Source organism: Microcystis sp. M179S2 (assembly GCF_020245805.1).
In the GTDB taxonomy this organism is placed as follows: domain Bacteria; phylum Cyanobacteriota; class Cyanobacteriia; order Cyanobacteriales; family Microcystaceae; genus Microcystis; species Microcystis aeruginosa.
The window spans coordinates 1-13,390 of the sequence record NZ_JADBUE010000173.1; the positions used below are offsets into that span (position 1 = coordinate 1).

The following is a 13,390-nucleotide window of genomic DNA, read 5'->3' on the forward strand; positions in this document are numbered from 1 at the left end:
ACATTAAGAAAAGTTAAGGGGGTACATCCATTGATGGATAAGGGTTTTGGGCTATTATGGTATATATGTATGGGGGAAGTTCAGTTATTGGATGAACATATTTCTCCGACGGTTGCCGAACAAATTAGTTATAAACTTCCAGAAATCTCGATTTTTCCCCTAATCACTTGGCAAAAAGGTAGATATTTGGGTTATTCGGATGAAATCGTCTTAAAAGCGGCGGCTGAAGCCGGATTAACCCTAGTAACTTACGACCAGAACACTATTCCCCCGCTTTTGTGGGAATGGGGGGAAGCTCGGAAAAGTCATAGCGGCGTTATTTTTATCGATTATCAGTCTATTCCCCCTAGCAATTTCGGTCTTTTGATCCGTTCGCTTTTAGCCTTATGGGAACTGCAAGAAAAGCAGCATTGGACCAACCGACTTGTTTATTTGAAGCCAAAAATTTGATTCCTTTGGGCATATTGGGAGTCAAACCCGTCGTCAACAGAGAGTGGGTCATGCTGTGGTGGGTTGACAATGGAGATCATCTTCACGAAACCAAGGGCTGTTGGACGAACTCCTCTTCTGGAGGCTTTATCTGTAGTCGGCATTTTTCACGCCGTTTCTGTGTGTGTAAATAGGGCTGGCTGAATAATGGTAAAACCCTTTTAAAATAAGGCTTTTGACCTGTTAAAATCCGATGTTCATGCTGCGAATATAGGATTAAGACCTTCAAAAACCTGGCATTATCCTTCTTTTAGTACATAAACTGGTACAAAAAAAGAGGGCAACAAAGCCTGAAACGACCGGCTACTGACGACCGACTCCTAACCCCACCAACAGACTTTTTCAGCAAACCCTAAATAAGCAGAGATTTTATGAGCTTAAAAAAAGCGCAAGAAATGGCAAAAGAGCGGCGAATAGGATTTAAGCTTTAAGATTTGTAAATTGGGCAGGGCTTACCCTTTAATAAATTCTACATTATTCTCCATCTGTTCACTTGTTTTCCCAGAAATTAATTCCAAAATTTGGCTTAATTGTTCTCCAATTGAGTAACGTTGTTGAGGAGCGAGTATGATTCCTCGATGAGATTTACCTTCCGTTAAATACTGAGTGTGTAGGCGGTAAAAATCGCCTCGATTAAAAGTGTATAATACCCGTCCTTGACCAGTAGCATAGTCTAATTGTTCTGAATCGGAGCGCCCCAACATCCCTGCTTCTGTAGCCGTTATCACATCGACTACTCTAGCTCTTAAAGCTGCTACAAGGCTTTGATCCATCGAGTCTTCATCTAAATATAATGTCAGCATGACTATTTATTTAACTTAGATTGAAGCCACTCCTGTTCAAATTGTTTCACCTCGGCTTCTTCCTGAGCTAAATCAGTTTCAATTTCTTCCCTGTTGGCATGATAGTAAGTTAAAGCAGCATAAACTTTTGCTAAATCTAAATGGGGATGTCCCATCCGGTTTAAAATTTCTTCAGGAGTCAGCCCTAATTTATACCAAGAAACAAGGCGACGCACTGTAACTGCTGTCCCGGCAATTGTTGGTCTTCCTCCTCGAATTTCAGGAGAACGATCAATTAAAGTTCCAATTTCAATTGTTGTCGTAGTCATTATCAAAATTATTAATAAATTTGCCTTTTCATTATATCACAATAACGGTTGAAAATAAAGCTAACATTTTTAATTTAGCAATTATCATTTTTAGACACAGCAAGTCTTTTAGTGATTTAAAGAACATTTTAAAGGGGGATTTTTGGGCAACTTTGGATGTACTATCACGTCAAAAGCCTGAAGACTCGTGAAATGAAATTCGCAATCCCATTGAATTTTATCCCGTATTATGCGAACTAACCCCCAAAAGCCTTGCTACAGGGCAAATTTAGAATTGCTATTCTCAAGGAGATTTCCGTGATCGCAGTTTTAAAATGTCCCTCAAATAGAGAAGAATCAGAGGAAAGCTTATCCAGTCAAGTTTTGAGCGAAAGCGACCGCAATCTCAGATATCTTGGGGAGTGTTGCAAAAATGAGGCATAAAGCCTCTTTTTAGGTGATTTATGGCCAAGATAGTCGATCTGTAAAAACGCATCAACCTGACGCAAGAAAAATTTATTTTTGTAAATAATAATTTCAACTCGCTCGCTACTAGCATAGGATAGAAACGTCGAATTTTGAGGAGGAGTGACGATGAAAGACAGTTCTATATTCCGACGTTTCCCGCAGCTATTCGCGGGTTTGTCGGTGCTATCGATCGCTCTCGTCTTGAGTTCCTGGATAGCGGCGCGCTCCCTCTTAGCGGTGAAACGGGCCAGCGATGTTTTTGTCGTGACTGGTTCGGCAAAAAAGGCGATTACATCCGATTATATTCTCTGGCGTTTATCGGTTTCCAGTCAACAACCCACCGCCCGCGAAGCCTATCGCGATCTGATTCGACAAACCGAGCGGATACGAGCTTATCTCAAAGAAAAACAAGTTCCTGACGACGCAATCACCACCAACGCGATCGAGACGATGGCGATTCCCGAAGTAACAGCTAACGGCCAGGAAACTGGGCAAATTCTCGCCTATCGCCTCAGCCAACGCTTCGATATCCGAGCGGGGGATGTGGCCCGTTACACGGAACTTTCTAGGCAGGTAACGGAATTGATCGAGGAGGGAATTAGCCTCGTCTCTGAACCCCCCCAATACCTTTACACCCAACTCGATAAGCTGCGGGTGGAAATGGTGGCTGCGGCGACCAAGGATGCGAGAGCGAGAGCCGAGGCGATCGCCAGTAGTACCGGCAGTCGGGTGGGAAGGGTGCGCGATGCCAAAACGGGAGTTTTTCAGATCACCTCGCGCAATTCCACTGACGTGAGCGATTCGGGAATTTACGACACCTCCTCGATCGACAAAGATATTACCGCGGTCGTTTCGGTGACGTTTGGGATCGAGTGAATTACAAAACAATCCTTACTGCTTCCAGACAGGGGAGCCTCTGTGCTAGAGCTAGACTTGACGATGAGAGCGATAGGAACTAAGCTAATCGGCTTCGCTGAGATTAGCGTTTCCAAAACTAATCTCGCAGATTTTGCGCTTTTGACGCTTCCTTTGGCAGACTTACCGTTTGAGCCTAAATCCTGTTATAATAGGGTAAATAAAAACAATGAGATAAAATGCCCAAGAAAGCTTACTTAGCCGAACATCTAAGTTCAGAGGAACTGAAAGATAGATACAGAAGAAGTCAAGACTCAGTAGAAACAAGAAGATGGCACTTATTGTGGAAAATATCGTTAGGATGGACAATCAAAAATGCTGCAGTAGCTGTAGGATTAGATTATCAATATAGTTTTAGAATTCTCAAAAGATATAATGAGTTAGGGGAAGAAGGAGTTAAAAATCTCAAGAAAAAAAGTGGGGAACATCGGAGAGGAAAAGAACCTTTATTGAAGGAAGAACAATTGCAAAAATTAAAAGAAGAACTGAAAAAACGTCCTGCCGATGGAGGAATCTGGACAGGTCCGAAGGTGGCTAGATGGATAGAAAAGGAAACGGGACGAGAAAAAGTTTGGAATCAAAGGGGATGGGATTACTTAAAAAAAGTGCAGATATTCTTGTCAAAAACCGAGACCAAAACATAAAAAGGGAGACCCAGTTAAACCAGAAAAATTTAAGCAGAATTTACCAGTAAAAGTCCAATAATTAAGAGATAAATTTCCCGATTCTCAGATAGAAGTCAAAAACTTTAAGTTGCCGAGGGAATCATGCTCGATTTTCTACTTTGCTTATTCCCCAGAATTACAGCCAGCCGAGAGATTATGGTCTCTAGTAGATGAACCCCTGGTTAATGAGCATTTTGAAACGATTGAAGCAATGGAAGAAACAATGACTAATGAAATTAAAAACTTGACTAACTATCATTGGCTAACTTAGGATTGATTGTTATCTGCTTTTTAAAACAGGATTTAGGATGATAAGCTGTACTGCATTTAAACTGCGTATGTATTGGGAATTTTAGTATCAATGCTCAAACTGCCTCTCCCTGATCCCTGTTAATTAACGAGTAATTTAGATAGTCAACAGCTTAGATATAGCAATTCCCATAGTTGTGAGGTACAGAGTCTTAGGTTTTGAGGAGTCAGTAGCCGGTCGTCAGGATTCAGGATTCAGGATTCAGGATTCGGGATTCAGGAGTTAAGATTTTGGTGTACCTCATGAGATTGGGAAACGCTATAATCGCTTTAAAAGTCAGACAGAGGAATAATTCCACAGGCTTGAATTTTGCTTAAAACGAGGTGAAGTTGCCACAATAACCAATTGCCAACTCTCCAGAAAGCCAGGGAGTTTTGATTGTCAGAAGCTTCCGCAGATGGGTAACAAAGATTTTCTTCAAAAATCAACCAATGAACGGGTAAATGACCGAGGGGAGAATTCGGCTCTAATTCAAAGTTTAGTTGCTCATAATTGAGCCATTGACCTTCCTTCCGCCAACCTAGGCGATCGCCAAGTTTCTTTTGGGTTTCATAATCCACTAAACCACCGAGACTAGAGAAAATGGCTTGCTGAATACTAAAACCGAAATGACCATTACTATAATGAAGCCAAAGTTGATCAATTTTTTTCAGATCCGAACAAGGTAATTGAGCAATATCTTGAGGATAAACCTCATTCCAGTAGGTCTTACGCAAGATTTTCAATAGTAGCTTGGTTGTTTGGCGATCGGCCGCTTGCCACTGTTGCTTTCTTAGCAAATCTTGTAATTGATTATAATCAATATCAGCCGATTCTTGAGTTAAGATATTTGGGGAAGTCTGGGGATTTTTAGAAGTAGAAGATTTGTCAAGATTGTTTTGAGTGAATTGAGAGACAACTATTGCTAGGGGAGTTTTGGGGATAGTGTCTTTTTGACAAGCCTCTTGTTCTGCTAAATGATGAGATAATTTATTGATGGTTTTTTCTAGGGAAATAAATTGTTCTGACCATTCACTTTCATTGAATAAGTAATCATTAAATTGATCAGAGGAAAAAGCCTCTTTTAACCTTGCTTCTTTCTCGTAACCAGTCGCCAGAAAATTTAGCAAAAACTCAGAATTTATGGCTGAATCTGACGTTTCTAAGAGAGCAGGCTGAGGTGGAAAAATATTATCTACCAAATACTTAATTTCTCCAACTGTTGCATAAAATTCTTCATCCACCTTAATCACTTCTTCTATTAATAATTGAAAAGGAGCAAAATAGTCCTGTAAGTAGTTTTCAAAATTAATCGCATTTTGGGCAAGATCCGCAATTTCTTGGCGAACTCGTTGAGATTTGAGTTGATAATGATTTAATTCCTCATAAATTTTGAGTTCTTGAATAATTGCTTGCACAATTTTTTTCTGCTTTTGAGTATCCTCGGCTAATTTCTGAACTCCTTCCCCTAGTAATTTAGTTTTTCTCAACATCAAAAAAGATGTTTTTCCCAGTAGCAAAATTGCCCGAAAATTTTCCTGTTTTTCCAGCTTGAGTTGATTGAGAATATTTTGATTATTATTATTTTTAATTTCTAACTTTATTCTCTCGTAGTCTAAGATTTTCAATTCTTGATATTTTTGGGAAAATAAAATTTTGAGATTGTCACTGAGTTGGAGTAAAAAACGATAATATCCGTCTTGATAGATTTCTAGTCCATTAATTAATAAATTATAGTCTTTAATTAATAACTGAGTCTCGATCAAGATTTCTTGTTGAGTAATTTTTTCTTTTCGTTTAATAATCTTACCAAAATAGTAATGGTAGCGAACTCCTTCTTGAATTAATTTCCGACGTTCCTTGATGATTTTCTGAAAATTTTTTAAGTATCTATTTTTAAAAACAGGAAGTTGATAGCTTTGCTCATAAATGGCAATTTTTTTATAGGTCATCAGATGTTGAGAGTTCCTATTTAGCATAGCTATCTTAGACCAAAAAATTCCTCAATACTTAGCAATAATCATCCGCTGCCCCCAGCTATTGCAAGAGGGAGCAATACCTAATTAAACATTTTCAACTTCAACAACAACCGGTTCATTTTCAATAACTGGTTCATTTTCAATAACTGGTTCATTTTCAATAACTGGTTCATTTTCAATAACTGGTTCATTTTCAATAACAACTGTTTGAGGACTTTCAGGAGTTGGCTCAGTTACCGTTTCTTGCTGCTTTACTGTCTGTTCTTGATGGTCAGTCAAGTGTTTTTTGGTTTTTAATTTCAGGTCATCAGTCAGAGGTAAAGCATCAATTTCTGCCAAAAGTGTTTCCAGGGATTCTTTTTTACTTCGCTCAGTGTAAAAAGCATTCAGAACCGCTTCAATTCCGTACTGAGCAATCGCATCTCCTAGCACAGTAACCAACCCCATCGCTCCAATACCCAGAAAAACTACAAAGGGTTGTCCGAGGGTCAGAATTAGCACGATGACAGCAATAATAGCCGAAGCTAAATAAGTACCTGCCACTTTTTTGATAATGTTATCGAGTTCCATAAAAATCACCTCAAATTTCTAGCGAAGGATTAGTTTAATTCTAAAGCAAGGTTAATCTGTCTGTTGATCGTCGTCAAGTAAAGCTTGAAGAAAAGGTTCAAGACTTTTGGGACGATAATCTGAAAAAGCCTTTAATCGTTTTACCACACTGTGATGAACAGTGACAACTTTTGTATTGAAATATCGCCATTGCTCACCTCCTAAGGACGACAATCCTTTAACAGTATTATCGAACTTGATGGTCGGGTCTAGTTTAATTTGGAATTCCTCAGATTCAGAGGTGGTTGAGTCAAACTCTAATCCCAATTTTTTGGCTTGATTAATCATCCATTGTAACGGGTAATCGGAAAGTCCTTGATATTCTTTTTTGCCACCACCTAGACAGGTATGTTCACCCACAAATAAAACTTCTTTGACAACTTGTTCGGGATTTTCTGGATTGGCTTTGATCGGAGTGGAAGGGAAGTTTTTACGTTTTTCATCAATGGCAACAGCATGAAAAGCATTCTGGATAATCGGACTTAATTTTGTATTACTAAATTCATATTTTTTATGATAAAACTTAGCCAGGGGAAACCAAGGAGTTAAATCAGGAATACCAAAATTGCCAACTGTATCCCAACAACCTAACATCTTGACTGGAATACGATCTTGAAAATCTTCCTTTTCTGTCTCAATTTTTTTAGCATTAGCGGCACGGAATTGTTGAGCTTTGGCACTATCAGAACTAACGGTGTGGTCTCGATAGAGTTGATAAGCCAGGGGAATTTCTTTAATCTTAGAGCGTTTTAGGATTCCACATTTATCGATAAAACTAGCCAAACAACGAACGATATATGCGCCTCGACTAAAACCTAACAAATAAATTTCATCCTCGGTTTTGGGATTGTAGTTAAGGACAAGAAAACGATAGGCATCTTGAATCATTCGATCAAGGCCCCAGCCAAAAGTTTCATTGCCTAAACTTTTAATAAATTCGTTATCTTCGGGGGTGCCAGAACCTGACAAAAAGACGATTTGGGGGGTTTGATCCTCGGCAATATACTTAATAGATTCGGCAAATTTAACCACATTGGTGGGGTAAGAACTGGTAGAGTCTTCCCAAGAACCATCACAACAAATAACTAACCGTTTTTTCTGGTTTGAATAAGTCAGGATATCTGGTTGAGAAATTGCCGTTTTAGTAATCTCCTCCATTTCATTGCTGGCAAGAGCAGCTTCTGCGGCAATTATAATTGATTCTGGATTCTCTTCCAGGGAAGGTTCTTGATGTTCGGCTGGAGCATCCTGTTCAACCACTTCTTCTTCTTCAAGGGAGTTAAAAATTTCGTTGACCATTGTTATCCTTTTCGCACTCCTTCTAGCTTTACTGCTAGTCTGAACTTTTGATTTAGGGATCGAGGTCGGTTTGGAGGGAAGACTATCTAGTTGCCAGGTTGTCCCATAAAGAATACCATGATTGCTATAACTTGTTTGATCCTCGGCACTGCCATTGAGTGATAAATAAGTAACTAAGCCAAGGTCATCAACTAAGGGAGATTGATACATCGCTTTTTGGATTTCTTCTTGGCTACGCGCTTGATTCCAAACAGAAAGTTCTGCAAGACAACCTTGCCAATAATGAGAGAGATTAACAGAGGCTCCCAAGATGATTTTTTCAATCCCCGTTAAGGCACGGTTATGACCGTTGCCACGATGCCAAATGATACCATTGCGATAGATCAACATTCGGCCTGTGGTCGCATTTTTGACAAAGGCCCAATGAGTCCAATCGCTATAATCCTTAAGCTTGACTTTTTTTTCAATTCGATCGAAACCTTCTTCATTACCCGCATCCCAAAAAATCGCAGGTTTCACGGGATCGCCCCAAGGCAGGGTAATATGTAGAACCCGGTTATTTTCCCGATTAACAGCTTCTAAAAGAGTCGTTTCTGTAGCTAAATTATTTTCCCCTTTTGCCCAAAATGTAATGGTAATACTCTGATCGATGTCAAGAAATCCGTGGGATAGATCAATATGATCATCGATGCCATTAAATTTTAGTACAGAGCGTTGTTCAGCCATTGGTTTTGTCATCGACCGGGGGAGAAAGGGGTAATCAGGGGTTCAGGGACTCTGACTAATAAGAGATTGATTTATCTGTCATGATTTCCCAGAATCCTACCGCCTAGCTTAACACATTTTAGTTATCTAGCGATATATATATAAATAAATGTGTAAGTAGATGGGCGTAAAAAACTCTAAGATCCCCCCGCCTGTCGGCACCCCCCTTATTAAGGGGGGCAGGGGGGATCGAGTGCAAAACCTATCTTCTATTTAATTGCAAACAGCTACTTAGGAGTCAACGACTAATATTCCAGAGCCGGCACTTGCTGTGGCGAGAAACTCAGAGGAGTTGACCCCAATCCCTATCGCCATCAATAGGATTTGGAGGGATGCTCATGGCTGATTGACATCCCTCCCTGGGCCGGTTAACAGCAAACCCTAGGTACTTATTGTAACTCTGACCAAATTCCGCGGCAGCGCTCTACAATTAGTCCCTGAAAAATTAATTGGGTTGCGGGATGAATCTCTACTTTATACAGAGCAAAAAGACCTGTTGGACTATTTAGATTTAACTCCCTTCGCGTTAGAGATAAGGCTTTTGTTCGGTGCATTTCCACCGCTTTTAGTAAGCCTGGATAACTAACATTACGCAGGGACAATTGACCATTTTTTGTGAGATAAATAGCATCATTTTGCAAGAGATATTCCAAACTGATCAAACTAGCGTGGACATCCACATCTTTTTCTAAACCCCCTAAACGGTGAGCATCTAAACCAAAGCGAATGCAGAAATTAACAGCGACTAATTTTCCCGCTTCTTCGGCAGGTAAAGCACAATCGGCAAATTCAAAGCCTAAACTATCTGAGCGCCACTCCTCGACTCCGGCATAGGTATAGTTTTGAAACAGTTTATTTTTGAGTTTTAAGTCAAATCCCAACCCACTAGCATGACCCGCTTCATGGAATTGGGTATCGAGATGGCGATAGCGTTCACCATTAATTTGATCCTCTAGGGGTCTTAATAGCAAATCGGCCGTTTCTGGCTCAAAAATTTTTCGGATACATTCGTAGCTAGAACCGGAAAAGCGTCGTTTTTGCTCACTGGCATTATTTAAAGCTGGTCCTTGAACACTATTGGGAAAAGTCCACCTATGGGGAACGATAAAAGCCTCCCCCTTTTCACCTTTAACCGTGCCACAACTAGCAATTTCAGTAAAGGATAAATTTCTGGGAATCGGTTGTCTTAGACTGCCAAATTTTTCACGAGTCAAGCTTTCTAGTTGTTCGATAGAAGGTTGACTATTTTGGTGAATTTTTCCGTAAATTGCACTCAACGTGAGTTGTCGTTCTCCCTGACGATTGATGCGATAGGGAGCAATCATCAGAAAATAACCATTTTTACCGATAAAATTCAGATTAATGAAATCTTCTGATAAAATGCTCCAGTCGTTGGTTTCTAAAGCCGCTGCTGTTTTCCAGAGCCACTGAGCCGGAACTTCACAGCTATCTGCTTCCTGTTGACGGAGTTTTTTCGCCGCGATTGCAATTTTATTTTGCTCGATATCTTGGACGATTTCTTGGAACAACTGTTGTTGATTAACCAGGGTTTGATTCATTTTTTGGGTAGCTAAGTTGGTGTAATAGTTTAACGTTGTTTTTTGACCCGTCTCTCATCGGCTAAACTCTTAGCCATTTTAAGATTTTAGGGTCTTTGTCATAGCGATAGGTCAGTCCATCTTTCCCCGTAATTGATTTTCCCTGACTGGCTTTGCTTCTGATGCTACTAAGGGAATAGTCGCTTAATTCCTTCATTTGTGCATGGGAAAGTCCCTCTTCGACTTCTGTTAAGATTGTTGTCGTTGGCGATTCGGGGGGTGGTTCCTTGGCAGAATTGATTTTAGGATTGACCTCGGTTTCCTGATTCGGTAAATCTTCGAGCCTATCTTGAGAATTATCGACAGAAATATTAATAATTTCTTTCACTTTTTGTCGGCGATATTCCTCTACTGTAAGAAGTTGCCAATGGGAATTACTAGAGAGTTCTAAAACCCATTGATGATAGTTAAAGAGACTTTCCCGATGTCCGACACTAATAAAAGTTGTGTGAGTTTTCTGCAATTGCCGATATAAATTTTCCTCATTGTTTAAGTCCAAAGCACTTGTGGCTTCATCGAGGATAGTAAAACTGGGACGGGTAATCAATACCCTAGCAAAAGCCAAACGTTGTTGTTCTCCCAGGGACAAAATGTTTTCCCAAGGCTCTTCTGTATCAAAGCTATTGACTCGATTTAGTAAATTTTGGAGATTGACTGCTTGTAAAACTTCCCTCAATTTTATCTCATTGGTTTCTTGATTGCGATTGGGATAAAGTAACTGTTCTCGCAAGGTTCCTAAAATTATATAGGGACGTTGGGGCAGAAACAATACTTCTTCTAGGGGGGGACGCACTAATCGGCCTGTGCCTGCATTCCATAAACCGGCGATAGCGCGTAGCAAAGAACTTTTACCCCGACCACTCGGCCCGACAATTAATAAACCTTGTCCAGGCTGAACAGAAAGGGAGAGGTTTTCGACAATTACCTGTTCATAATCGGGGGTTTGCAAGGTGACATCTTCAAAGGAAAATTGGGTTTCTTCGATAGTTGTAATCGTGCTTAAATTTTCTGGTTGTTTAATGACTTCTTCTAAGGCTTGGGAAAATTGCGATAGACGTTCAACATAACTGCTAAATTGTGCCGAAGTGCCAAATTCACTAATTAATTCCGCCAGCGCCGTAGCAAACAAATTAGCCGCTAAACAGGCTTGCCCGACCTGTCCGAAACTAATGCCCTCACTATTGATATACAAAGGACCCAAAATGACAAAAGTAAATACTTGAATTGCCGCCTGATAGCCCCGACTAAAAATTTCTGTGCCTCTCTCCCAATCAATTTTACGTTTAGCGCTGTCTAAGAGTTTATTAAATCGCCGCTGAATAATATTTAATTCCTGATTTTCTCCCTCAAAGAAAGCGATTGACTCCGCATGATTACGAATATGAGTTAGAGCATAATTGTAGTTAGCCTTAAGTTCTAATTCTTCTTGAGTAATTTTATTTAAGGCTTGGTTAAAATAGATAGCAATGACGTTACCGAGAATTGTCCAAACGACTAAGATAATGGCGACAGAGGAAGAAATTGACCAGAGAATCACTAAAAAAGTGATCATATCTAGGACATTTTCCAGGGCAACTGCAAAAAAGGAGAGAGCTTTACTGGTAATCGGCTCAATTTCCTGGGATAAACGCTGATCTGGGTTGTCGATATCGGATTTAAAATTAATTCTGTAATAGGCGCGATTATGCAAATATTTGTTGAGAATCCAGTCATTGAGCCAAGCATACCAATCTAGGGCGATTCTTTTCCTGAGAAATTTAAGCAAGCCAACTAAAAGGGTGACAAAGAGCAGTCCAACCGCGAAAACTACCAAAGTTTTGACAAATTTATCAAAATCATTTTTTTCAAGAATGACATCAACTAAGTAATTACTAACAAAGCTATTGAAAGCATTTAATCCCACAACTCCTAGGATTGCCCCGATTAGTAGGATGAGCATTGCCCAAGCTTTCATCACATCGGCAAAAGTCCTTCCCCCCGATTCAGTAGGATACCAATAGGGAGCAGCGATCAGCTTGACACTGTGCCAAAATTTGCTGACATCGGAGATAATATTAGTCGTCGATCGATCTTGAGGGACTTTGGCGGACATATAGCATTTATATTTGAGTTGTGGACATTTTGCTGGAATGATTTTAGATTTTGGTTGGATTGGCGGAGTAGAAGGCAATTGGCGAAAATATAAAGCTCCCCGACAATTTTAAGGTTATTGTGTTTGAGTTGTGGTAACATACTCCCGTCGCTTTATCTGTCAGCATAGAGCGATGGCTTTCTCAGCCCCCCTGCTACTGCTTTTTTAACCCTCGTTATCTTACTACAAGTAACCATCGTTTTGATAGCTAAAGCTAGTGAGCGCTTCTCAGACTACCACATATTACCGAATTTCGTTGACCATGACAAATTTTATTTTCTCTTCCATGACAAATTTCCTTTCCTATGATAGGATGTCAGGACACAAGGGACGGCTATGACCTGCTTGTCTGACTTGCTCGCCTTAGCTTCTTTTTTTGCTTTTCTCAACTTTGTCTTTCTGTCGCCTTTAACAGACTAACTCATGCCAGTAATACCAGCCTTTGCTAATCAGAAAATAGAGTTTACAGATATACTATATATTCCCTATTATGTCGGTGAACAAGTTAAACTTTTGCGTCAACGCTATTCTGGCAATGTTGTCTTTATTCATATTAATAAGACAGGTGGCAGAAGTATTGAGAAATCTCTAAATTTACCTTTTGAGCATAAAACTGCTTTAGAAAAAATTGACGAAATGGGCAAACAAAGGTGGGAGCGAGTATATAAATTTACAAGTGTTAGAAATCCTTGGGACAAAGTTATTTCTCACTTTCATTATCGTGTTGAAACCAATCAGACAAATTTAAGGACAAAACCAATAAAATTTAAAGAGTGGGTTAAGTTGACCTACGGGAATAAAGCTCCTTTGTATTATGACATCCCTAAAATGTTTATGCCTCAGTTGGATTGGATTACAGATCATGAAGGGAAAATTTTAGTAGATTTTATCTGCCGTTTTGAAAATCTTAATAACGACTTCAGTGTCCTATGTGAAAAACTTGGTAGAAATGCGACTTTACCTCATATTAATTCCTCAAAACATGGCAACTACCGTGAATATTACGATGATGATACTATTGAGATTATCGCAAAATCCTTTAGCAGAGATATAGAGAAATTTGGCTATAAATTTTGATATATTGGATTAACTA

11 protein-coding genes are annotated in these 13,390 nt (G+C 39.6%); 4 read left to right on the forward strand and 7 right to left on the reverse strand.

From position 1 onward, the window contains the following. The coding region (locus IM500_RS10550) for a DUF5615 family PIN-like protein (RefSeq protein ID WP_287738331.1) at positions 1–450 on the forward strand (450 nt) is incomplete at its 5' end. A 491-nt stretch (positions 451–941) separates the two neighbouring features. Here the strand turns inward: IM500_RS10550 and IM500_RS10555 are convergent. Together IM500_RS10555 and IM500_RS10560 are read right to left on the reverse strand one after the other, a co-directional pair. Next, positions 942–1,292: a DUF5615 family PIN-like protein gene (locus IM500_RS10555; protein ID WP_190722313.1), complete on the reverse strand. Its 351-nt coding sequence runs from the start codon at positions 1,290–1,292 to the stop codon at positions 942–944. Positions 1,293–1,294: 2 nt separating this feature from the next. Beyond that, positions 1,295–1,600: a DUF433 domain-containing protein gene (locus tag IM500_RS10560; RefSeq protein ID WP_190722314.1), complete on the reverse strand. Its 306-nt coding sequence runs from the start codon at positions 1,598–1,600 to the stop codon at positions 1,295–1,297. A gap of 573 nt (positions 1,601–2,173) precedes the next feature. Here IM500_RS10560 and IM500_RS10565 point away from each other — a divergent pair. Continuing rightward, complete coding sequence (locus IM500_RS10565; RefSeq protein ID WP_190722315.1) at positions 2,174–2,923, forward strand: SIMPL domain-containing protein; 750 nt, start codon at positions 2,174–2,176, stop codon at positions 2,921–2,923. Between the two features lie 218 nt (positions 2,924–3,141). Further along, positions 3,142–3,606: a helix-turn-helix domain-containing protein gene (locus IM500_RS10570; RefSeq protein WP_002799684.1), complete on the forward strand. Its 465-nt coding sequence runs from the start codon at positions 3,142–3,144 to the stop codon at positions 3,604–3,606. A gap of 600 nt (positions 3,607–4,206) precedes the next feature. On the opposite strand, the gene IM500_RS10575 is transcribed toward IM500_RS10570, so the two are convergent. The 5 genes from IM500_RS10575 to IM500_RS10595 form a co-directional block, all read right to left on the reverse strand. Next, positions 4,207–5,868, reverse strand: coding sequence for a GUN4 domain-containing protein (locus tag IM500_RS10575; RefSeq protein ID WP_287738332.1), 1,662 nt, complete (start codon positions 5,866–5,868; stop codon positions 4,207–4,209). Between the two features lie 111 nt (positions 5,869–5,979). After that, positions 5,980–6,465 carry a hypothetical protein gene (locus IM500_RS10580; protein WP_041804435.1) on the reverse strand — a complete coding sequence of 162 codons (486 nt, stop codon included), beginning with the start codon at positions 6,463–6,465 and terminating at the stop codon, positions 5,980–5,982. A 51-nt stretch (positions 6,466–6,516) separates the two neighbouring features. After that, a complete protein-coding gene (locus tag IM500_RS10585; protein ID WP_190722316.1) occupies positions 6,517–8,529 on the reverse strand; it encodes a phospholipase effector Tle1 domain-containing protein in 2,013 nt (670 codons plus the stop codon). Between the two features lie 428 nt (positions 8,530–8,957). After that, a complete protein-coding gene (locus IM500_RS10590; protein WP_190722317.1) occupies positions 8,958–10,127 on the reverse strand; it encodes a DUF6014 family protein in 1,170 nt (389 codons plus the stop codon). A 61-nt stretch (positions 10,128–10,188) separates the two neighbouring features. Next, positions 10,189–12,258 (reverse strand): ABC transporter ATP-binding protein/permease, encoded by a 2,070-nt coding sequence (locus IM500_RS10595; RefSeq protein WP_287738334.1) that lies wholly within the window; start codon positions 12,256–12,258, stop codon positions 10,189–10,191. 462 nt (positions 12,259–12,720) lie between these two features. Here IM500_RS10595 and IM500_RS10600 point away from each other — a divergent pair, with 462 nt between their 5' ends. Beyond that, complete coding sequence (locus IM500_RS10600; RefSeq protein WP_190722319.1) at positions 12,721–13,374, forward strand: sulfotransferase family 2 domain-containing protein; 654 nt, start codon at positions 12,721–12,723, stop codon at positions 13,372–13,374. The last annotated feature ends 16 nt before the right edge of the window (positions 13,375–13,390 follow it).